Raw genomic sequence first — 20,428 nt, 5'->3', positions numbered from 1 at the left:
GTGTGGCGGCCGTTGCGTGTGGGGCGGGGTCAGGCCGCGAGGCGGGCGGCCAGGGCCTTGGCCTTCTGGACGGCCTCGTCGGTCGCCTTCGCGCGGGAGGCCTCGGCGAGGGGGATGAGGTCGGCCATCTCGGGCTTCAGGGGGGCCAGGGTCAGTTCGGGGACGATGAAGTCGATCTCGGTGACGCCGAGCATGCCGAGCAGGACCTTCTCCAGGTAGTTCTGGACGAACTCGAAGTCCTCCCGGGGAGTGCCAGCGGCGTACGAGCCGCCGCGGCTGGCGACGATCGTGAACGGGGTGCCGGCCACCGGGCTGTCGGGGCCCGTGTTGGCGCCCACGATGATCACCTGGTCCAGCCACGCCTTGAGCGTCGAGGGGATCGTGAAGTTGTACATCGGGGCGCCTATGACGACGGCGTCCGCCTCCGCCAGCTCGGCCGCCAGCTCGGCGCGCAACGCGTGGTCCGCCCCCGCGCCGGCGGCCGCGGCGTCCAGGTGGGGGATCGGGGAGGCGGCGAGGTCGCGGTAGACGACCTTGCCCTCCGGGTGCTGCTCCAGCCAGGACTTCACGAAGGCGGCGGTGATGTCGCGGGAGGCGGAGCCCTGGGGGAAGAGGGCGGAGTCGAGGTGCAGAAGCGTGGCCATGACGGGTCTCCATAGGGCAGGGCGGGGGTGAGCGCGGGCAGGACCACAGCTCCGTAAGGAACCAAGATTCTGTGCGTACCTATGGATAACACAGTCACTTACTTTTTTTCATCCCGTTCGGGGGGCGCCAGTACCCTGGGGGCATGGCGGAGCACAACGCGGACCACGACGAGGACGCGTGCAGGAAGGTCGACGTGGGGATCACCCGCGTCTTCGAGCTGTTCGGCAAGCGATGGACCGGCCCGATCGTCTCCGTGCTCATGCAGCGCGCGGTCCACTTCGCCGAACTGCGGCGCGCCATCCCGGGGATCAGCGAGCGCATGCTCTCCGACCGGCTCACCGAACTCGCGGCCTCCGGCCTGGTCGTACGGGAGGTCGACGACGGGCCGCCGCTGCGTGTCGCGTACCGGCTGACGGACGCGGGGAGGGCGATGGAGCCCGCGCTCAAGGAGCTGAAGATGTGGTCGGAGTCATATCTCGGCGGCGCGGAGTCGCCCGAGGGGCGCTGCTAGACCCGGCCCTCCCCCCCTCCTGGCCCCGGGTGGCCGGAACGTGTGCCTGTCCGCGGTTGTCCACAGGTTGTCCACAGGGGGCGACGCCCGGCTTCGCCCGGCGGTAACGTCGTGCTCAGTTGATGTTGGCCTGATTCGGCATGAGCCGGATTCAGCACGGCACGAGCACGTACGAGTACGGGGGAGGCGGCACGCCATGGGCGAGGTCGGACCGGTGGTGACGGGGCTGGCGCGGGGCGCCGCGGGACAGGCGGGGCGCGGGAGCGGGCGGATTCCGGAGGTGTCCGGATTCGCACCCCGCGCGACCGTCGACGGGGCCCCCACGCCCAAGGCGCGGGGGCACGCGCTGCGGGACCGGGTGCCGCGCTCCTCGCACGATTCCCTCGTCCTCGCGGCCGGGCGGCCCGACGCGCTGCGGGCGGTCGAGGAGTCCAGCCGCGGCCGGGTGGCCGGGCTGACGCCGCTGCGGGTGGGGCGGATGGCGGCCACGCCCTTCGCGTTCCTGCGGGGTTCGGCCGGGCTGATGGCCCATGACCTGGTGGGCACCCCGGTCACCGGGGTCGGCGCGCAGATCTGCGGGGACGCGCACGCGGCGAACTTCGGTCTGTACGGGGACTCACGCGGCCAACTGGTCATCGACCTCAACGACTTCGACGAGACCGTCGTCGGCCCCTGGGAGTGGGACGTCAAGCGCCTCGCGACGTCGCTGGTCCTGGCCGGTCGTGAGGCGGGCGCGGACGAGGAGACGTGCCGGCGCGGCGCCTGCGACGCGGTGGGTTCGTACCGGCGCACGATGAGGCTGCTGGCGAAGCTCCCCGCGCTCGACGCGTGGAACGCGATCGCCGACGAGCGGTTGGTCTCGCACGCCGACGCGCGGGATCTGGCCGGCACGCTGGAGCGGGTCTCGGAGAAGGCGCGCAACAACACGAGCGCCCGGTTCGCCGCCCGGTCGACCGAGGCCGTGCCGGAGGCCGACGGTGCGCCGGGCGCGGGCGGGCGCGGGAGCGGTACGCGGCGCTTCGTGGACGCCCCGCCCGTTCTGCGGCGGGTGCCGGACGAGGAGGCGGCGGCCGTCGCGGCCTCGCTGGAGGAGTATCTGGGGACGTTGTCGGAGGACCGGCTGCCGCTGCTCGCGCGGTACGCGATCCACGACGTGGCGTTCCGGGTCGTCGGCACCGGCAGCGTCGGGACGCGGTCGTACGTGGTGCTGCTCCTCGACCACCGGGGGGAGCCGCTGGTGCTCCAGGTGAAGGAGGCGCGCGGTTCGGCCCTGCTGCCGTACCTGCCGGCCGCCGGGTTCGAGGTGCCGGAGGAGACGCACGAGGGGCGCCGGGTGGTGCTCGGGCAGAAGCGGATGCAGGTGGTCAGCGACAGCCTGCTGGGCTGGACGACGGTGGCGGGCAGGCCGTACCAGGTACGGCAGTTCAGGAACCGCAAGGGGAGTGTGGACCCGGCCGCGCTGCCCGCCGACCAGATCGACGACTACGGGCGGATGACCGGGGCGCTGCTGGCGCGGGCGCACGCGCACAGCGTGGATCCCCGGCTGATCGCCGGGTACTGCGGCAAGAACGAGGAGCTGGACGTCGCGGTGGCGGCCTTCGCGGTGGCGTACGCGGACCGTACGGAAGCGGATCACGCGGAGCTGGTGGCGGCGGTCAGGAGCGGGCGGATCGCGGCGGAGCTGGGCGTGTGACGCCGGCGCCCGCCGGGCCCGGGGCTGCGGGCGCCGTTGGCGGTCTCCGGGGGCGGGCCCGGGCGGTCTCCGGGGTCGTGGCGGGCGCGAACGGGGCGGTGGCGGGCGTGAGCGGGGCCGTGGTGGGGTCGAACGGGGCGGGGGCGGGTTCGATCGCCCGTACGCTGGACGGGTGATGCACGACGCCCCTGGGGAGCCGACGATCCGTAACGACGACGAGCAGGACGTACAGGACGCGACACGCGCGCCGGGCGCGACGGCCGGCGTGGCGAGCGATCCGGTGGACGCGGGCGGCGGTCCGGCCGGCGTGGCCGAGGGTGCCGTGCCCCGGCCCGAAGCGCGGCTGGAGAAGGCCGTGCGCGCCGCCGAGCAGGCGCTCATCGAGTTCGAGATCGCGTTGGAGACCTTCCGGGTCGAGGTGGAGAACTTCTCCCGGCTGCACCACCAGCGGCTCGGGCCGATGTACGCGAGGCTCGACGAGCTGGACGCGATGATCGCCGAGGCGCGGGCGGCCCGTACCGGCGATCCGGAGGACGTACGCAGGGCCGAGGAGGCCCGCGCGCTGGTGCAGCCCATGCCGGGCGTGGAGGAGCTGTTCCACGACTGGCTCGACTCGGAGGGGCTGTCGCCCGAGGCGGCGGCGATGCTCACCGACCAGCCCGTACGGCCGCCCAAGCGGGTCAGGCCGAGTGACGAGGCGCGCAAGCTCTACCGCGAGCTGGCGCGCAAGGCGCACCCGGACCTGGCGCAGGACGACAAGGAGCGGGCCCGGCGCGAGGAGTTCATCACGCGGGTCAACGCCGCGTACGGGCGCGGGGACGAGCCGCTGCTGCGGGAGCTGACCGAGGAGTGGGCGGCGGGTCCCGCGCCCGAGGAGCACCGGCGCAGCGAGAGCGAGGAGCTGTACGCCCGGCTGGAGTGGCTCTCGCACCGCAAGGAGCTGCTCACGCTGGTCGCCAAGGAGCTGGAGGAGAGCGCCATCGGCGCGATGCTGCGGATGGCGCCCGACGATCCGGACCGGCTGCTGGAGGAGATCGCCGAGCAGTTGCTCGCGGAGGTCTCCGAGCGAGAGGCCCGGTTGGCGGAGCTGGCGCGGTAGGTTTCCGGGGTCGGGACCGGTTCCCGGAGCCGGAGTCGGAGCCGGGACCGGACACACAGACCAGACAGGTACGAGAGAAGGCGACACCCATGAACTTCGCCCCGCTGCCCTCCGTGGACGTCGCGGCGGTTCCGTCCGACGGCTTGGTGCTGGACGTCCGGGAGGCCGACGAATGGGCGGCCGGCCATGTCGAGGGCGCGCTGCACGTGCCGATGAGTGACTTCGTCGGCCGGTTCGGCGAGGTGACCGAGGCCGTGGCCGACGGGCGGAAGGCATATGTGATGTGCCGGGTCGGTGGCCGTTCCGCGCAGGTCACGCAGTATCTGGTGCAGCAGGGCGTCGACGCGGTCAACGTGGACGGCGGCATGCTCGCCTGGGACGGCGCGGGGCGTCCGATGGTCAGCGACGGCGGCAGCCCGGCGTTCGTGCTCTGACCCGGGGCCGGGGACCGTTCGCGGGCGGCGATTGAGGTGGGATGGATTCGTACGACCACGAGGGTGTGAAGGCCGGGCCGAAGCCCGGCGCGGGCATAGCCGGCCTCTCCCTTCCGTACCAGGTGGTGGCCGCCCTCGCGCTCGGGGTCGTCGGCGTGCTGGCCTGCGTGCACCTCGGCATGGTCTTCCTGCACGTGGCCCCGTCCAACACCGTCTCCAAGCAGTACGGCGAGGCCGTGGACAACTGGATCTACCCCGAGTTCGAGCAGAACTGGAAGCTCTTCGCGCCCAACCCCCTCCAGCAGAACATCGCCGTGCAGGTGCGGGCCGAGGTCGCGGCGCCGGACGGCGAGCGGACGACCACCGACTGGATCGACCTCTCCGCCGAGGACGGCGCGGCGATACGGGGCAATCCCCTCCCGAGCCACGTCGACCAGAACGAGCTGCGCCGCGGCTGGGACTTCTTCACCGGCTCCCACGACGCGCAGAACCGTGCGCAGGGGGTGCGCGGGCAGCTCTCCGAGCAGTACCTGCGGCGGATAGTGATGCTCCGGCTGGCGGACCACCGGCTGGGCGGTCCCGTGCAGCGGATCCAGGTCAGGTCCGTCTCGACGACCGTGGACGCGCCCGCCTGGAGCAGGACGAAGTTCGACACGCGGCCCACCTACCGGGTGTGCCCCTGGTGGAGCGTGACCTCCGCGGACCTTCCCGGGGGCGTGCGGAACGGTCGTACGGAGGCGGGCCGGTGAGCGGGGACGGGCGGGTGAGCGGGGCCGGGACGGCGGGTCCCGACGCACGGGTCGGCGGCGGCGCGGTGGGCGGGGAGTGGGCGGCGCGGAAGGCCGCGTACGCGATCCGGCGTGTCACGGGGACGGCTCTCGGCCCGTACCAGAGCGCGGTCGTCCGGATCGGGGTCGCCGGGACGTGGCTCCTCTTCCTGCTGCGGGAACTGCCCAACCGCCGGGAGCTGTACGGGCCGGAAGGGCCGTGGAGCTGGACCATGGCCCAGCAGCTGATCGCCAGGAACGGCGCGTTCAGCGGGCTGATGTGGTCGGACAGCGAGGTCTGGTTCGAGATCGTCTTCGCGGTGGCCGTGCTGTCGGCCGCGCTGCTGGCGCTCGGCTGGCGGACGCGCACGATGTCGGTGCTGTTCATGTTCGGCGTGCTGTCGCTCCAGAACCGCAGCATCTTCATGGGCGACGGCGGCGACAACATCATCCACCTGATGGCGATCTACCTCGTGGTGACCCGCTGCGGCCAGGTCTGGTCGCTGGACGCCCGGCGCGCGGCCCGGGCCAGTGCCGTGCGGGAGCGGACCGGTGCCGTACGGGACCGGGTCGGTCCTGTCCTGTGGGTGGCCATGGGCGCCCTGCTCCTGGTCGCGACCCTGACGGCGGACCGGTTCCGGATCGAGACGTGGCTCGCGGTCCTGTTCTGGGGCGCGTGGGCGGCGCAGGGGTTGTGGTGGCTGACGGGGCACTACGCGCCGGGCGGGCAGCCGCGCGCGCTGCTCGACGTCCTCGCGAACATCCTCCACAACGCCGGTCTCGCGGTCATCATGGCCGAGGTCTGCCTCGTGTACGCGACCGCCGGCTGGTACAAGATCCAGGGCACGCGCTGGCAGGACGGCACGGCCCTGTACTTCCCGCTCAAGCTGGACTACTTCACGCCCTGGCCCGCCCTGTCGGGCATCCTCGCCGCCAGCGGGGTGGTGGTGATGCTGGTGACGTACGGGACGGTCGTGGTCCAGGTCGCCTTCCCGTTCACGCTCTTCAACCGGCGGGTCAAGAACGTCCTGCTGGTCGCGATGATCATGGAGCACCTGGGCATCGCGGTGCTGCTCGGGCTGCCGTTCTTCTCCCTGGCGATGATCGCCGCCGACGCCGTGTTCCTCCCGACCCCCTTCCTGCGGTGGCTCGGGGACCGGGTGTCGGGGCGGTGGCGCCGGCTGTCCCGCCGGACTCCCGCCCTGCCCGGGCAGCGGGGCGAGCGGGAGGCGGAGCCCCGTACTCTCGTGGGGTGAGCAGCGAAGCACGGGTCCGGGACGACGCCCCCGTCGGGGACGACGAAGCCCCCGTCCAGTACGACGACGGGTTCGGCAAGGAGATCGGGGTCGGACCCCATCCGGAGCCCTGGCCGCGGGGTGAGCGGTACGACCCCGAGCTGCTGGCCGGCGGCGACCGGCGCAACGTCGTCGACGGCTACCGGTACTGGACGCACGAGGCGATCGTCGCCGACCTCGACACCCGGCGGCACGACTTCCACGTGGCGGTGGAGAACTGGGGCCACGACTTCAACATCGGATCCGTGGTCCGTACCGCCAACGCCTTCCTCGCCCGGGAGATCCACATCGTGGGGCGGCGGCGCTGGAACCGGCGCGGGGCGATGGTCACCGACCGCTACCAGCACGTGCGCCACCACGCCGACACCGCCGGGCTGACGGCCTGGGCGGCGGCCGAGGGCCTGCCGATCATCGGGATCGACAACCTGCCCGGGGCCGTACCGCTGGAGCGCACCGAGCTGCCGCGCCGCTGTGTCCTGCTCTTCGGGCAGGAGGGCCCCGGTCTGACCGAGGAGGCCAGGGAGCACGCGGCGATGGTGTGCTCGATCGCGCAGTTCGGCTCGACGCGCTCGATCAACGCGGGCGCGGCGGCGGCGATCGCCATGCACGCGTGGATCCAGCGCTACGCGGACGTCCCGGCGCAGCCGACCCCCTGACCGCGCCCGCTGCTGACCCGACTCCTGCCTGCCTGAGGCGCACCGCCCGGCCCGGAGAGCCGGGCCGGGCGGACGCCCCCGGGCGTCACGCCTGTCGGCGGACCTCCACCACGCGGAAGCGGTTGGCGACGAAGGCCGCGTCGCACAGGGCCGCGTTCGCCGCCGGGTTGCCGCCGGAGCCGTGGAAGTCGGAGAAGGCCGCGGTCTGGTTCACGTACACCCCGCCGGTCAGGTTCAGCGAGAGCTGCGCGGACTCCTCCAGGCAGACCTCCTCGACGGCCCGCTCGACGTCCTCGGACGTCGTGTACGCGCCGACGGTCATCGCGCCCCGCTCGCGCACGGTCCGCCGCAGCAGCTCCAGGGCGTCCTGCGTCGAGTCCACGGCGATCGCGAACGAGACCGGGCCGAAGCACTCGGACAGATACGGCACCTCCGCCTCGACACCCGCCTCCCAGGCCTTGTCCCACGCCTTGCGGGAGCCGTCGGCCCGCACGATCGCGGGCGTGCGCACCACGGCGTCCGGGAAGTCCGGGTGGGCGACCTCGCGGGAGGCCAGCGCGACGTCGCCGAGCGTGCCGGCCGTCGCCAGCCGGTCCTTCACGCCGTCGTTGACCAGCGTGCCCAGCAGGGCGTTGGCCCGCGCGTCGTCGCCCAGCAGGCCGTCCACCGCGGCGGCGAGGTCGGCGACCACCTCGTCGTACGTCTTCTCGCCCGCGTCGGTCGTGATGCCGTCCTTGGGAATGAGGACGTTCTGCGGCGTGGTGCACATCTGGCCGCTGTAGAGCGACAGGGAGAAGGCGAGGTTCGCGAGCATGCCGCGGTAGTTGTCGGTCGAGTCCACGAGGACCGTGTTGACCCCGGCCTTCTCCGTGTAGACCTGCGCCTGGCGGGCGTGGGTCTCCAGCCAGTCGCCGAACGCGGTGGACCCGGTGTAGTCGATGATCCGGATCTCGGGGCGGACGGCCAGCGTCTTGGCGATGCCCTCGCCGGGGCGCTCCGCGGCCAGCGCGACCAGATTCGGGTCGAACCCGGTCTCGGCGAGCACCTCACGGGCCACCCGGACCGTCAGCGCGAGCGGCAGGACCGCCCGCGGGTGCGGCTTGACGAGGACCGCGTTGCCCGTCGCCAGGGAGGCGAACAGGCCCGGGTAGCCGTTCCACGTGGGGAACGTGTTGCAGCCGACCAGCAGCGCGATGCCGCGCGGGACGGCGACGAACGACTTCCGCAGCTCCAGCGGGTCGCGCTTGCCCTGCGGCTTGGACCAGTCCGCCACCGACGGGGTGCGGGTCTGCTCCGCGAACGCGTACGCCACCGCTTCGAGGCCGCGGTCCTGTGCGTGCGGTCCGCCCGCCTGGAACGCCATCATGAAGGCCTGCCCGCTGGTGTGCATCACCGCGTGCGCGAACTCGTGCGTCCGGGCGCTGATCCGCGCCAGGATCTCCACGCAGACCAGGGCGCGCGTCTCCGGGCCCGCGTCGCGCCAGGCCGCCGTACCCGCGCGCATGGCGGGCAGGAGCACGTCCAGGTCGGGGTGCGGATAGGTGACGCCGAGCGCCGGGCCGTACGGCGAGACCTCGCCGCCGGTCCAGTCGTCCGTACCGGGCTGGTCCAGCTCGAAGCGGGTGTCGCGCAGCGCCTCGAAGGCCGCGAGGCCGTCGGCGGGCGCGCTCTCGCCGTACGCCTTCGGGTGCTCGGGGTGCGGCGACCAGTAGGCACGGGTGCGGATCGTGTCGAGGGCCTGGTCGAGCGTGGGCCGGTGCTTCTCGGAGAGCTGCTGGGGGCTGAGACGGGCGGCCATGAAGGACCAACTCCTCGTCGAGCTGGGCGGGAACAGGGGCATGTGCGGACAGTCAGAGCTAGAGTAACCGAACGATCGGTCGGGACAAGGGGCCGGGCGAACCTGTGGATAACCTTGCTCCCCGCTCGCTCGTCCCGCTCGCCGACCTGTGGACCACTCATGCGGGAGGATTGCGTTCATGACAGCAATCGAGACGGGCCGTACGGTCGCCGTCGTCGGCACCGGCACGATGGGCCAGGGCATCGCCCAGGTGGCGCTGGTCGCCGGCCACCCGGTACGGCTCCACGACGCGGTGCCGGGCCGGGCGGAACAGGCCGCGGCCGCGCTCCTCGCCCGTCTCGACCGGCTGGTGGACAAGGGCCGGCTCGCCCCGGCGGAGCGGGACGCAGCCCGCAGCCGCCTGAGTCCGGTCACCCGCCTCGCGGAGCTGGCGGACGCCGCGCTCGTCGTGGAGGCCGTGATGGAGGACCTCACGGTCAAGCGCGCGCTGTTCGCGGCCCTGGAGGACACCGTCGGCGACGACTGCGTGCTCGCCACCAACACCTCCTCCCTGTCCGTCACCGCCGTCGCGGGCGGCCTGCGCCGCCCCGGCCGCTGCGTGGGCCTGCACTTCTTCAACCCGGCGCCGCTCCTGCCCCTCGTGGAGGTCGTCGGCGGCTTCGCCTCGGACCCGGAGGTCGTGCGGGACGCCTACGACACCGTCCTGGCCTGGGGCAAGACGCCGGTGCGCAGCGAGGACACCCCCGGCTTCATCGTCAACCGGATCGCGCGCCCCTTCTACGCCGAGGCGCTGCGGGTGTACGAGGAGGGCGCCGCCGACGCGGCCACCATCGACGCGGTGCTGCGGGAGAGCGGCGGCTTCCGGATGGGCCCCTTCGCGCTGACCGACCTGATCGGCCAGGACGTCAACGAGGCCGTCACCCGGTCCGTCTGGGAGGCCTTCTCCTACGACCAGAAGTTCACCCCGTCGCTGGCCCAGCGCCGGCTGGTGGAGTCGGGGCGGCTGGGCCGCAAGTCCGGCCGGGGCTGGTTCCCGTACGGCGAGGACGCGGCGGCGTCCACCGCGCCGGCCGGGCCGCACACGGCCGCCCCGGAAGCGGCACCCGCGTCCGTCTCCGTCCACGGCGACCTCCTCGCGGCGGCCGTGCTGCCCGAGCTGATCGCGGAGGCGGGCATCGACGTCCTACGGAAGGACGACGCCGAAGCGGGCCGTCCGGGCTGGATCGAACTGCCCGACGGCACGCGCCTGCTCCTCTCCGACGGGTCGGCGGCCGACCGGGCCCGGGGGCCGGTGATCCACTTCGACCTCGCCCTCGACTACCGGAGCGCCACCCGGATCGCGCTCGCCCCCTCGTCCCGGGTCGGCGACGCGTCGCTCGCGCGGGCCGTCGGCCTGTTCCAGGCGCTCGGCAAGGACGTGAGCGTCGTCGCCGACGTCCCTGGCATGATCGTGAGCCGTACGGTCGCGATGCTCGTCGACTTCGCGCTCGACGCGCGGGCGCGCGGGGTGGCGACCGGCGAGGCGATCGACACCGCGATGCGCCTCGGCGTCAACTACCCGCGCGGGCCGATCGAGTGGGGTGCGGAACTGGGCGCGCGGTGGGTGCTGACCGCGCTGGAACGCCTGCACGCCGAGTACCCCACCGGCCGCTACGCCCCTTCCCAGGCGCTCCGCCGCCTGGCCGCCGCGCTGGAGGACGACGCGTCATGACCACCCCCAAGCGGGACACGTACACGCCCGAGACCCTGCTGACCGTCGCCGTGCGGGTCTTCAACGAGCGGGGGTACGACGGCACGTCCATGGAGCATCTCTCCAAGGCGGCCGGGATCTCCAAGTCCTCGATATACCACCACGTGGTGGGCAAGGAGGAGTTGCTGAGGCGCGCGGTCAGCCGGGCGCTCGACGGGCTCTTCGGCATCCTCGACGAGGACGGGGCGTCGCGGGGCCGGGCGGTCCAGCGCGTCGAGTACGTCGTCCGCCGCACGGTCGAGGTCCTGATGGCCGAGCTGCCGTACGTGACGCTGCTGTTGCGCGTGCGCGGCAACACGCAGACCGAGCGCTGGGCCATGGAGCGGCGCAGGGAGTTCGACCAGCGGGTGGCGGACCTGCTCAAGGACGCCGCCGCGGACGGGGACCTGCGGGCCGACATGGACACCCGGCTGGCGACCCGGCTGCTCTTCGGGATGATCAACTCGCTGGTGGAGTGGTACCGCCCCCAGCCGGCCGGCGGGTACGACCGCGAGCAGGTCGCCGACGCGGTGGTCCGGCTGGCCTTCGACGGGTTGCGCAACGACCGTACGGAGCGGTCCGGCGGGGCTTCCCGGGGATAGGGCGCGGCTTCCTAAAGAGGCGGCCGCGGGGCCGGTGGCCGGGGACCCGGATGCGGCTGGCCCTGGTCGAGGTCCGTCTCCTCGAAGACCAGCAGCGTGCGGGTCGAGAGCACCTCGGGGATCGCCTGGAGCCGGGTGAGGACCAGCTCGCGCAGTGTCCTGTTGTCCGCGGTGTGGACCAGCAGCAGGACGTCGAAGTCCCCGCTGACCAGGGCGATGTGGGTGGCGCCCGGCAGCCCCTGGAGCTGCTCGCGCACCGTGCGCCAGGAGTTCTGCACGATCTTGAGGGTGATGTACGCGGAGGCGCCCTGCCCCGCCCGCTCCTCGTTCACCCGGGCGCTGAACCCGCGGATGACCCCGTCGTCGATCAGCCGGTTGATCCGCGCGTAGGCGTTGGCGCGCGAGACGTGGACGCGCTCGGCCACGGAGCGGACGGAGGCCCGGCCGTCCGCGCGGAGTATGCGGAGGATGTCCCGGTCTATCGCGTCGAGCGGGCGCGGCGGCGGAGAGGCCGCAGGAACGGTGCCCGCGGCTGCCGGTGGAGCGGTCGGCGGAGCGGCTGGTGGCGGGGCTGTTCCTGTGCCGTCGCCGTCCTCCGCGCCGGACGCCCCGTCCGTGCCGTCGGCCATTTGTTCAGCTCCCATGTCTCCCCGCCTCTCCCCCATGGACGACCTGTGCCCATCCCAGGCCGCCCGGCACCGTTTGTCCACAGGCTGAGGGTGTGTGTAGCCAAATTGCCGCAACGACCGAACAATCGGTAGGTGAGGTGTGCCACATCCGGGCACCCCTGGCTCGTTTCCCACGAGGAGGTGCACGCGTGAAGAAGAGCAGTACTTCGGTTCAGGAACTGCCGGGTGCCGCCGTCCGCCGGCCCACCCCGCCCCCGGCGTGGCAGCCGCGTACCGACCCGGCCCCGCTGCTCCCGGACCCCGAGCCGTTCCGCGTGCTCGGCACGCCCGCCGCGGCCGGCGCCGACCCGGCCCTGCTGCTGCGGCTCTACACCGAGCTGGTCCGGGGCCGGCGGTACAACACGCAGGCCACGGCCCTGACCAAGCAGGGCAGGCTGGCCGTCTACCCGTCCAGCACCGGCCAGGAGGCCTGTGAGGTCGCCGCCGCGCTGGTCCTGGAGGACCGGGACTGGCTCTTCCCCAGCTACCGCGACACCCTCGCGGCCGTGGCCCGCGGGCTCGACCCGGTCCAGGCCCTGACGCTGCTGCGTGGCGACTGGCACACCGGGTACGACCCGCACGAGCACCGCGTCGCGCCCCTCTCCACGCCCCTCGCCACCCAGCTGCCGCACGCGGTGGGCCTGGCGCACGCGGCCAGGCTCAAGGGCGACGACGTGGTCGCGCTGGCCTTGGTGGGCGACGGCGGGACCAGCGAGGGCGACTTCCACGAGGCGCTGAACTTCGCGGCCGTGTGGCGGGCCCCGGTGGTCTTCCTGGTGCAGAACAACGGCTTCGCGATCTCCGTACCGCTCGCCAAGCAGTCCGCGGCGCCCTCCCTGGCCCACAAGGCCGTCGGGTACGGGATGCCGGGCCGCCTGGTCGACGGGAACGACGCGATCGCGGTGCACACCGTCCTCGCGGAGGCCGTGGACCGCGCGAGGCGCGGCGAGGGCCCGACGCTGGTCGAGGCCGTGACGTACCGGATGGACGCCCACACGAACGCCGACGACGCGACGCGCTACCGCGAGGACGCCGAGGTCCAGGCGTGGCGCGCGCACGACCCGGTGAAGCTCATGGAGCGCGAGCTGCTGGAGCGCGGGGTCCTGGACGAGGACGGCGTCAGGAAGGCCGCCGAGGGCGCCGAGGCGATGGCCGCCCGGCTGCGGGAGCGGATGAACGCCGATCCGGAGCTGGACCCCATGGACCTGTTCACGCACGTCTACGCCGAGCAGACCACCCAGTTGGCGGAACAGGCGGCGTTGCTCAGGGCGGAGCTGGAGGCGTCGGCCGACCCGGCGTCCGGGGACGCCGGGAGCACCGGCGGGGAAGCGGCGGGTGAGCGGCGATGACGACCACCGCGGTGAAGCCCGCCACGATGGCCTCGGCCCTCCAGCGCGCGTTGCGGGACGCGATGGCCGAGGATCCGACCGTCCACGTCCTGGGAGAGGACGTCGGCACGCTCGGCGGGGTCTTCCGGATCACCGACGGCCTGGCGGCGGAGTTCGGCGACGAGCGCTGCACGGACACCCCCCTCGCCGAGGCGGGCATCCTGGGGACGGCCGTCGGCATGGCGATGTACGGGCTGCGGCCCGTCGTGGAGATGCAGTTCGACGCGTTCGCCTATCCGTCGTTCGAGCAGCTCATCAGCCATGTGGCGAAGATGCGCAACCGTACGCGCGGGGCGATGCCCCTGCCGATCACGGTGCGGGTGCCGTACGGCGGCGGGATCGGCGGGGTCGAGCACCACAGCGACTCCTCCGAGGCGTACTACATGGCGACCGCGGGGCTGCACGTCGTGACCCCGGCGACGGTGGACGACGCGTACGGGATGCTGCGGGCCGCGATCGCCTCCGACGACCCGGTGGTCTTCCTGGAGCCGAAGCGGCTGTACTGGTCGAAGGCGCAGTGGTCGCCGGACGAGCCGGCCGCGGTGGAGCCGATCGGCCGCGCGGTCGTGCGGCGCCGGGGCACGAGCGCCACGCTCATCACGTACGGACCGTCCGTGCCGGTCTGCCTGGAGGCGGCCGAGGCGGCCCGCGCCGAGGGCTGGGACCTGGAGGTCGTGGACCTGCGCTCGCTGGTGCCGTTCGACGACGAGACGGTGGCGGCCTCCGTACGGCGTACGGGCCGGGCGGTTGTCGTCCACGAGTCGACGGGCTTCGGCGGACCCGGCGGGGAGATCGCCGCCCGCGTCACCGAACGGTGCTTCCACCACCTGGAGGCGCCGGTGCTGCGGGTCGCGGGATTCGACATCCCGTATCCGCCGCCCATGCTGGAGAAGCACCACCTTCCCGGCGTGGACCGGGTGCTGGACGCGGTCGCGCGGCTTCAGTGGGAGACGGAGAGCTGATGGCCCAGGTGCTGGAATTCAGGCTGCCGGACCTCGGGGAAGGACTGACCGAGGCGGAGATCGTCCACTGGCTGGTGGAGGTCGGCGACGTCGTCGCCGTCGACCAGCCGGTCGTGGAGGTCGAGACGGCCAAGGCGATGGTCGAGGTGCCCTGCCCGTACGGCGGCGTGGTCACCGCGCGGTACGGCGAGGAGGGCTCGGAGCTGCCGGTCGGCGCCCCGCTGCTGACCGTCGCGGTCGGCGCGTCCGAGTCCGCGGCGGGCGGGGAGCCGGCCCCGGAGAAGGCCCCGGCCGCGCCGGCCGCCGACGAGGGGTCGGGCAACGTGCTCGTCGGGTACGGCACGGGCGCGCCCGCCGCGCGCAGGCGCCGCGTCCGCCAGGCGTCCCCGGCGGCGGCCGTGCCCGCGCCGGCGCCCGCGCCGGTCGTGGGGCGGGCCAACGGGTCCGGGGCCCCCGTCCTGACGCCGGCCGGCGGATCCGCAGGACCGGCCGGTCCTGTCGCGGTGGTGTCGCCGCTGGTCCGCAGGCTCGCCCGGGAGAACGGCGTCGATCTGCGGACCCTGACGGGTTCGGGGCGCGAGGGCCTGATCCTGCGCTCCGACGTCGACCGGGCCATTCGGTCGGCGGACCCGGAGCCTCCGGCCGCCGTCGCCGCGCCCACCGGGGCCGCGGGAGCGGCCGGGCGGCCGGACGTCGTCCGGGTGCCGCTGCGGGGTGTACGGGGCGCGGTCGCCGACAAGTTGTCCCGCAGCCGCCACGAGATCCCGGACGCCACCTGCTGGGTGGACGCCGACGCGACGGAGCTGATGGCGGCCCGTACGGCGATGAACGCGGCCGGCGGACCGAAGATCTCCCTCCTCGCGCTGCTGGCCCGGATCTGTGTCGCGGGCCTGGCCCGTCACCCGGAGCTGAACTCCACGGTGGACACGGCCGCCAGGGAGATCCTGCGGCTGCCCGACGTGCACCTGGGCTTCGCCGCCCAGACCGACCGCGGGCTCGTCGTCCCGGTCGTGCGGGACGCGCACCGGCGCGACGCGGAGTCCCTGAGCGCCGAGTTCGCGCGTCTGACGGAGGCGGGCCGGTCGGGCACGCTGACGCCGGGCGACCTGACCGGGGGGACGTTCACGCTCAACAACTACGGGGTGTTCGGGGTCGACGGCTCGACGCCGATCATCAACCACCCGGAGGCCGCGATGCTCGGGGTCGGCCGGATCATCCCCAAGCCGTGGGTGCACCGGGGGGAGTTGGCCGTCCGGCAGGTCGTCCAGCTGTCCCTCACCTTCGACCACCGGGTCTGCGACGGCGGCACGGCGGGCGGCTTCCTCCGGTACGTGGCGGACTGCGTCGAGAACCCGGCGGTGCTCCTGCGCACGCTGTGAGCGATGTCCGGGGTCCAGAACTTCGATGCCGGATCCCGGATTAGCGGCCGCCCGGCACCGTCATACTTCTGGCATGACCGCGTATGACGCCATCGTGCTCGCCGGAGGCGCCGCCAAGCGCCTCGGAGGGATCGACAAGCCCGCCGTGCGGGTCGGGGGCCGCGCCCTGCTCGACCGCGTCCTGGCGGCCTGTGAGGGGGCCGGCAGGACAGTCGTCGTGGGCGGCAGGCGCCCGACGGTCCGGCCCGTGCACTGGGCGCGGGAGGACCCGCCGGGCGGCGGGCCGCTCGCCGCGCTCGGCGCGGGCGTGCGCGCCGTCGGGGCCGACACCGTCCTGGTCCTCTCCGCCGACCTGCCGTTCCTCGGCGCCCCGACCGTGCTCCGGCTGGTCGAGGCGCTGGACACGAGCGGCCGGGAGGCCGCGCTCCTCGTCGACCCGGACGGGCGGGACCAGCCGCTGGTCGCCGCCTACCGCGCCGAGCCGCTGCGCCGCGAACTGGCGCTGCTGGCCACCGAGCACGGGAACCTCACCGGTCTGCCCCTGCGTCTGCTGTCCGACGAACTCGACCTCGCCCGGGTCGATGCCGATCCCTTCGCCTCGTTCGACTGCGACACCTGGGAAGACATCTCCACGGCCCGGGCCCGCATCAGAGAGCATGGGACCGTGCTGGAAGAATGGATCAACGCAGTCAAGGACGAGCTCGGCATCGAGCTGGACGTCGACATCCCCCTCCTTCTGGACCTGGCCCGTGACGCCGCCCACGGCGTCGCCCGGCCGGCGGCCCCGCTGACGACCTTCCTGGTCGGGTACGCGGCGGGCCGGGCCGGCGGCGAGGGACCCGAGGCCGTCGAGGCGGCGACCCGCAAGGCGGTGGCGCTCGCCCTGCGCTGGGCCGACGAGGCGGCCGGGACCGACGGTCCCGCCGGGGGCGCCAAGGGGGCCGACGCCGGATGACCGCCCAGGACCGCGAGGTCGAGGGCGTCGAGGACGCCTTGGCCCTGGTGGCCAGGGACCAGGCCCGCGCGCACCGGCCACCGCACGTCCCCGACCCCGCGCACGCCACGCGGACCGGGCACGACGCGCGGGACCCGTACGACGTGGAGGCCGCGCACGACGCGCGAGCCCCGCACGACGCGCACGGCTCCCACGACACCCCCGCCTCCCACGACGACCTCGTGTCCCGCGACGCCCGCACCGCACCCGCGCAGCCGCCCGGCCCGGGCGACGGCGGTACGGCCGGCGGCGGTCCGGCGGCCGGTGACCGGCGGCACGGTACGGCCTGGGCCGACGCCCGCGCCGTCGCCGGGAGTTCGGGGCGGGCCGCCCCGGCCGCGCGGGCCCGGCACGTCCCCCTCGCGCACGCCCTCGGGGAGGTGCTCGCCGAGCCGCTGGCCGCCCTCACCGACCTGCCGTCGTTCGACACCTCCGCCATGGACGGCTGGGCGGTCGCGGGCCCCGGACCCTGGGCCGTCCGGACCCCGGAGGGCACGCCCGTGCGGGGCGACGCCGCCGAACGGTCCGGGATCCTCGCCGGACACGGTGAGTCCGTACCGCTTCCCGACGGCGCCGCCGTACGGATCGCCACCGGCGCGCGCGTACCGCCCGAGGCGACCGCGGTGATCCGCAGCGAGCACGCCCGCACCGACGACACCGGCCACCTCCACGCCGAGCGCCCGGTCGTCCCCGGCCAGGACATCAGGTCGCGGGGCCAGGAGTGCCGCTCCGGGGAGCCGTTGCTGCCCGCCGGGGCGCTGGTGACCCCGGCCGTGCTGGGCCTGGCCGCCGCCGCCGGGTACGACGCGCTGCTCACCGTCCCCCGCCCGACGGTGGAAGTCCTCGTGCTCGGCGACGAGTTGCTGACCGAGGGCCTCCCCCGCGACGGGTTCATCCGCGATGCGCTCGGCCCGATGCTCGCGCCCTGGCTGCGTACCCTCGGCGTCGACGTGGTCGCCACCCACCGCATCGGGGACGACGAGGACGACCTCTACCGCGCGGTCACCGAGTCCAAGGCCGACCTGGTCATCACCACGGGTGGGACGGCCGGCGGCCCGGTCGACCACGTCCACCCCGTGCTCCGCGCCGCGGACGCCGCGTTGCTGGTCGACGGCGTCACCGTGCGCCCCGGCCACCCCATGGTCCTCGCACGGCTCCCCTCGGGACGGCACCTCGTGGGCCTGCCCGGCAACCCCCTCGCCGCCGTCTCCGGGCTGCTCACGCTCGCCGAACCCCTGCTGCGCGCGCTCGCGGGCCGCCCGGCGCCCCCGCCGTACCGGGTGCCGCTGCGGGACGAGGTGCAGGGCCACCCGCACGACACCCGGCTCGTCCCGGTCGTCCACCGCGACGACGGGGTGGTGCCGCTGCACTTCAACGGTCCGGCCATGCTGCGGGGCATCGCCGCCGCGGACGGGCTGGCGGTCATTCCGCCCGGGGGCGCCCGGCCCGGTGAGGACGTCGACGTGCTCGACCTGCCCTGGACCGCGTCGACCGACGGCGGGTGTTTCACGTGAAACTTCCCGGCCATGACGCCATAGCCAGGAACGCCGACGAGCATCTGGTCACGGCCCGGGTGCAGTTGCCGCGCCAGCAGGTCCAGCGACCGCTTGTCCAGGTGACCCGTCGGCTCGTGATGGCGCTCGTGGTGCTGTTCGTGACGGTCTTCATCGTCTGGATCGACAACAAGGGCTACCACGACAACTCGGACGACTCGGTCGACTTCCTCGACGCCGTCTACTACGCGACCGTCACGCTCTCCACGACCGGTTACGGCGACATCGTCCCGTACAGCGACAGCGCACGCCTGGTCAACGTGCTGCTCGTGACGCCCCTGCGCGTGCTGTTCCTCATCATCCTGGTCGGCACCACTCTTGAGGTCCTCACGGAACGCACCCGTGAGGAATGGCGGCAGAACCGCTGGAGGTCCCACTTGCGCGAGCACACGGTCATCGTCGGGTACGGCACCAAGGGCCGGTCGGCCATACAGACCCTGTGCGCCACGGGTCTCAGGAAGGACCAGATCGTCATCGTCGACCCGTCGGCGAAGGTGATCGAGGCGGCCAACGCCCAGGGGTTCGTGGGGGTCCTCGGCGACGCGACCCGCAGCGAAGTGCTCCTGCGCGCCGAGGTCCAGAAGGCCCGTCAGATCGTCATCGCCACCCAGCGGGACGACACGGCCGTCCTGGTGACGCTGACCGCGCGTCAGCTCAACCGGTCGGCGAAGATCGTCGCCGCGGTCCGCGAGGAGGAGAACGCGCCGCTGCTGCGCCAGTCCGGCGCCGACGCGGTGATCACCAGCGCCAGCGCGGCAGGACGGCTGCTCGGCATGTCGGTGCTCAGCCCGATGGCCGGCACGGTGATGGAGGACCTGATCCAGCAGGGCACCGGTCTGGACCTCATCGAACGGCCCGTCATAAAGGCAGAGGTGGGGCGGAACGTGCGGGAGACCGAGGACCTGGTGGTGAGCGTGCTGCGCGGGCACCGGCTGATCGGGTACGACGATCCGTCCGCGAGCCCGCTCCAGTTGACCGACCGGCTGATCACCATCGTGCGCGCCCAGAACCCGGCGGATCCGGAGGCGGGGGCCTGACGGTCGGTAAGGAAGCCGCCGGTCGCGCGGGCGGCGGCCGGGACCGGTTCGGCGGCCGGGGCTGCGGGTAGCCTCGCGGCCATGCATGCGATCACGATTCCGGAACCCGGTGGCCCCGAAGCGCTCGTGTGGGCCGAAGTCCCCGATCCCGTCCCCGGCGAGGGCGAGGTTCTCGTCGAGGTGGTGGCGAGCGCGGTCAACCGCGCCGACGTCCTGCAACGGCAGGGGCACTACGACCCGCCGCCCGGATCCTCGACCTACCCCGGCCTGGAGTGCGCGGGCCGGGTCGCCGCGCTCGGCCCCGGGGTCACGGGGTGGGCCGTCGGCGACGAGGTGTGCGCCCTGCTGGCCGGCGGGGGGTACGCCGAGAAGGTCGTCGTACCGGCGGGCCAACTGCTCCCCGTACCGGCCGGGGTGCCCCTGGCCGAGGCCGCCGCGCTTCCCGAGGTGGCCTGCACGGTCTGGTCGAACGTCTTCATGCTCGGGCGGCTCACCGCGGGCGAGACGCTGCTTCTGCACGGCGGCGGGAGCGGGATCGGCACGATGGGCATCCAGGTCGCCAAGGCGCTCGGCGCCCGGGTCGCGGTGACGGCGGGCGGCCCCGAGAAGCTGGCCCGGTGCGCCGAGTTGGGCGCGGACATCCTGATCGACTACCGCGAGCAGGACTTCGTGGCGGAGATACGGAAGGCGACGGACGGGGCCGGCGCGGACGTCATCCTCGACATCGTCGGCGCGAAGTACCTGGCCCAGAACGTGAAGGCGCTGGCCGTGAACGGCAGGCTCGCGGTGATCGGGATGCAGGGCGGGGTGAAGGCCGAGCTGAACATCGGCGCGCTCCTGAGCAAGCGCGGCACCATCACGGCGACCTCGCTGCGGGCCCGTCCCCGCGCGGAGAAGGCGGCCATCGTGGCGGCCGTACGGGAGAACGTCTGGCCGCTCGTCGCCGAGGGCCGCGTCCGTCCGATCGTGGACCGGACCCTGCCGATGGCGGAGGCGGCCGAGGCGCACCGGGTGCTGGAGTCCAGCTCCCACGTGGGCAAGATCCTGCTGCTCGCCCCCACCGCCTGAGCCACGCCCTGACGGGCGCCCGACCCGCGCGGAGACCGACGGCCGGGGCCCGGCCCGCGATGACCGACGGCCGGGGCCCGGCACCCGTGGAAGGGTGCCGGGCCCCGGCCGCGTAAAGGGCTCTGCGTACGACGCTCTGCGTAAGAGGTC

19 protein-coding genes are annotated in these 20,428 nt (G+C 73.7%); 16 read left to right on the top strand and 3 right to left on the bottom strand.

Annotated features, from left to right (window positions below; translation table 11 throughout):
- Nucleotides 1-29: 29 nt before the first annotated feature.
- The gene (locus HA039_RS16855) at nucleotides 30-644 is read right to left on the bottom strand and encodes an FMN-dependent NADH-azoreductase (protein ID WP_167030300.1); all 615 of its coding nucleotides are present in this window, start codon (nucleotides 642-644) and stop codon (nucleotides 30-32) included.
- Nucleotides 645-787: 143 nt separating this feature from the next.
- Here HA039_RS16855 and HA039_RS16850 point away from each other — a divergent pair, with 143 nt between their 5' ends.
- From HA039_RS16850 to HA039_RS16820, 7 genes are all read left to right on the top strand, one after another.
- Nucleotides 788-1,156 carry a winged helix-turn-helix transcriptional regulator gene (locus HA039_RS16850; RefSeq protein ID WP_167030298.1) on the top strand — a complete coding sequence of 123 codons (369 nt, stop codon included), beginning with the start codon at nucleotides 788-790 and terminating at the stop codon, nucleotides 1,154-1,156.
- A gap of 196 nt (nucleotides 1,157-1,352) precedes the next feature.
- Complete coding sequence (locus HA039_RS16845) at nucleotides 1,353-2,849, top strand: DUF2252 domain-containing protein (RefSeq protein WP_167030295.1); 1,497 nt, start codon at nucleotides 1,353-1,355, stop codon at nucleotides 2,847-2,849.
- A 175-nt stretch (nucleotides 2,850-3,024) separates the two neighbouring features.
- The gene (locus HA039_RS16840) at nucleotides 3,025-3,948 is read left to right on the top strand and encodes a J domain-containing protein (protein WP_425086414.1); all 924 of its coding nucleotides are present in this window, start codon (nucleotides 3,025-3,027) and stop codon (nucleotides 3,946-3,948) included.
- A gap of 89 nt (nucleotides 3,949-4,037) precedes the next feature.
- A complete protein-coding gene (locus tag HA039_RS16835; RefSeq protein ID WP_167030289.1) occupies nucleotides 4,038-4,382 on the top strand; it encodes a rhodanese-like domain-containing protein in 345 nt (114 codons plus the stop codon).
- 41 nt (nucleotides 4,383-4,423) lie between these two features.
- Nucleotides 4,424-5,131 (top strand): DUF5819 family protein, encoded by a 708-nt coding sequence (locus tag HA039_RS16830; RefSeq protein ID WP_167030286.1) that lies wholly within the window; start codon nucleotides 4,424-4,426, stop codon nucleotides 5,129-5,131.
- 65 nt (nucleotides 5,132-5,196) lie between these two features.
- Nucleotides 5,197-6,405: an HTTM domain-containing protein gene (locus HA039_RS16825; RefSeq protein WP_243870132.1), complete on the top strand. Its 1,209-nt coding sequence runs from the start codon at nucleotides 5,197-5,199 to the stop codon at nucleotides 6,403-6,405.
- Nucleotides 6,402-7,100, top strand: coding sequence for an RNA methyltransferase (locus HA039_RS16820; protein ID WP_167030284.1), 699 nt, complete (start codon nucleotides 6,402-6,404; stop codon nucleotides 7,098-7,100). The genes HA039_RS16825 and HA039_RS16820 overlap by 4 nt, the downstream gene beginning before the upstream one ends.
- Nucleotides 7,101-7,185: 85 nt before the next feature.
- Here HA039_RS16820 and paaN read toward each other — a convergent pair whose 3' ends face one another.
- On the bottom strand, nucleotides 7,186-8,898 hold the full coding sequence (gene paaN / locus HA039_RS16815) for a phenylacetic acid degradation protein PaaN (RefSeq protein WP_167030281.1): 1,713 nt from the start codon (nucleotides 8,896-8,898) through the stop codon (nucleotides 7,186-7,188).
- A gap of 178 nt (nucleotides 8,899-9,076) precedes the next feature.
- Here paaN and HA039_RS16810 point away from each other — a divergent pair, with 178 nt between their 5' ends.
- Together HA039_RS16810 and HA039_RS16805 are read left to right on the top strand one after the other, a co-directional pair.
- Nucleotides 9,077-10,609 carry a 3-hydroxyacyl-CoA dehydrogenase gene (locus HA039_RS16810; RefSeq protein WP_167030278.1) on the top strand — a complete coding sequence of 511 codons (1,533 nt, stop codon included), beginning with the start codon at nucleotides 9,077-9,079 and terminating at the stop codon, nucleotides 10,607-10,609.
- Nucleotides 10,606-11,229 carry a TetR/AcrR family transcriptional regulator gene (locus HA039_RS16805; RefSeq protein WP_167030275.1) on the top strand — a complete coding sequence of 208 codons (624 nt, stop codon included), beginning with the start codon at nucleotides 10,606-10,608 and terminating at the stop codon, nucleotides 11,227-11,229. Before HA039_RS16810 ends, HA039_RS16805 begins: the two co-directional genes overlap by 4 nt.
- A gap of 11 nt (nucleotides 11,230-11,240) precedes the next feature.
- Here HA039_RS16805 and HA039_RS16800 read toward each other — a convergent pair whose 3' ends face one another.
- Entirely contained in the window at nucleotides 11,241-11,858 is a 618-nt protein-coding gene (locus tag HA039_RS16800; RefSeq protein WP_167036951.1) for an Lrp/AsnC family transcriptional regulator, read from the bottom strand.
- 188 nt (nucleotides 11,859-12,046) lie between these two features.
- On the opposite strand from HA039_RS16800, the gene pdhA reads away from it, so the two are divergent.
- From pdhA to HA039_RS16765, 7 genes are all read left to right on the top strand, one after another.
- Nucleotides 12,047-13,246: a pyruvate dehydrogenase (acetyl-transferring) E1 component subunit alpha gene (gene pdhA / locus HA039_RS16795; RefSeq protein WP_167030272.1), complete on the top strand. Its 1,200-nt coding sequence runs from the start codon at nucleotides 12,047-12,049 to the stop codon at nucleotides 13,244-13,246.
- Nucleotides 13,243-14,247, top strand: coding sequence for an alpha-ketoacid dehydrogenase subunit beta (locus tag HA039_RS16790; protein ID WP_167030269.1), 1,005 nt, complete (start codon nucleotides 13,243-13,245; stop codon nucleotides 14,245-14,247). Before pdhA ends, HA039_RS16790 begins: the two co-directional genes overlap by 4 nt.
- Nucleotides 14,247-15,626, top strand: coding sequence for a dihydrolipoamide acetyltransferase family protein (locus tag HA039_RS16785; RefSeq protein WP_167030266.1), 1,380 nt, complete (start codon nucleotides 14,247-14,249; stop codon nucleotides 15,624-15,626). The genes HA039_RS16790 and HA039_RS16785 overlap by 1 nt, the downstream gene beginning before the upstream one ends.
- Before the next feature lie 73 nt (nucleotides 15,627-15,699).
- The gene (locus HA039_RS16780) at nucleotides 15,700-16,581 is read left to right on the top strand and encodes an NTP transferase domain-containing protein (protein WP_167030263.1); all 882 of its coding nucleotides are present in this window, start codon (nucleotides 15,700-15,702) and stop codon (nucleotides 16,579-16,581) included.
- Nucleotides 16,578-18,134 carry a molybdopterin molybdotransferase MoeA gene (locus tag HA039_RS16775; RefSeq protein ID WP_167030260.1) on the top strand — a complete coding sequence of 519 codons (1,557 nt, stop codon included), beginning with the start codon at nucleotides 16,578-16,580 and terminating at the stop codon, nucleotides 18,132-18,134. Before HA039_RS16780 ends, HA039_RS16775 begins: the two co-directional genes overlap by 4 nt.
- Entirely contained in the window at nucleotides 18,131-19,210 is a 1,080-nt protein-coding gene (locus HA039_RS16770; protein ID WP_208298632.1) for a potassium channel family protein, read from the top strand. Before HA039_RS16775 ends, HA039_RS16770 begins: the two co-directional genes overlap by 4 nt.
- A gap of 81 nt (nucleotides 19,211-19,291) precedes the next feature.
- Entirely contained in the window at nucleotides 19,292-20,278 is a 987-nt protein-coding gene (locus HA039_RS16765) for an NAD(P)H-quinone oxidoreductase (RefSeq protein ID WP_167030257.1), read from the top strand.
- The last annotated feature ends 150 nt before the right edge of the window (nucleotides 20,279-20,428 follow it).

The organism is Streptomyces liangshanensis (assembly GCF_011694815.1).
Classification (GTDB): Bacteria; Actinomycetota; Actinomycetes; order Streptomycetales; family Streptomycetaceae; genus Streptomyces; species Streptomyces liangshanensis.
Note: the sequence above shows the minus strand (reverse complement) of the source record. Positions and strands in the feature narration are given on the sequence as shown.

Excerpts from the sequence above, each read along its gene's own strand:
- HA039_RS16855 (WP_167030300.1), bottom strand. The coding sequence starts at position 644 with ATGGCCACGCTTCTGCACCTCGACTCCGCCCTCTTCCCCCAGGGCTCC.
- HA039_RS16785 (WP_167030266.1), top strand. The coding sequence starts at position 14,247 with ATGGCCCAGGTGCTGGAATTCAGGCTGCCGGACCTCGGGGAAGGACTG.
- HA039_RS16830 (WP_167030286.1), top strand. The coding sequence starts at position 4,424 with ATGGATTCGTACGACCACGAGGGTGTGAAGGCCGGGCCGAAGCCCGGC.
- HA039_RS16765 (WP_167030257.1), top strand. The coding sequence starts at position 19,292 with ATGCATGCGATCACGATTCCGGAACCCGGTGGCCCCGAAGCGCTCGTG.
- HA039_RS16800 (WP_167036951.1), bottom strand. The coding sequence starts at position 11,858 with ATGGCCGACGGCACGGACGGGGCGTCCGGCGCGGAGGACGGCGACGGC.
- HA039_RS16790 (WP_167030269.1), top strand. The coding sequence starts at position 13,243 with ATGACGACCACCGCGGTGAAGCCCGCCACGATGGCCTCGGCCCTCCAG.
- HA039_RS16805 (WP_167030275.1), top strand. The coding sequence starts at position 10,606 with ATGACCACCCCCAAGCGGGACACGTACACGCCCGAGACCCTGCTGACC.
- HA039_RS16780 (WP_167030263.1), top strand. The coding sequence starts at position 15,700 with ATGACCGCGTATGACGCCATCGTGCTCGCCGGAGGCGCCGCCAAGCGC.
- paaN (WP_167030281.1), bottom strand. The coding sequence starts at position 8,898 with ATGGCCGCCCGTCTCAGCCCCCAGCAGCTCTCCGAGAAGCACCGGCCC.
- HA039_RS16850 (WP_167030298.1), top strand. The coding sequence starts at position 788 with ATGGCGGAGCACAACGCGGACCACGACGAGGACGCGTGCAGGAAGGTC.
- HA039_RS16775 (WP_167030260.1), top strand. The coding sequence starts at position 16,578 with ATGACCGCCCAGGACCGCGAGGTCGAGGGCGTCGAGGACGCCTTGGCC.
- HA039_RS16835 (WP_167030289.1), top strand. The coding sequence starts at position 4,038 with ATGAACTTCGCCCCGCTGCCCTCCGTGGACGTCGCGGCGGTTCCGTCC.
- HA039_RS16845 (WP_167030295.1), top strand. The coding sequence starts at position 1,353 with ATGGGCGAGGTCGGACCGGTGGTGACGGGGCTGGCGCGGGGCGCCGCG.
- HA039_RS16810 (WP_167030278.1), top strand. The coding sequence starts at position 9,077 with ATGACAGCAATCGAGACGGGCCGTACGGTCGCCGTCGTCGGCACCGGC.
- HA039_RS16840 (WP_425086414.1), top strand. The coding sequence starts at position 3,025 with ATGCACGACGCCCCTGGGGAGCCGACGATCCGTAACGACGACGAGCAG.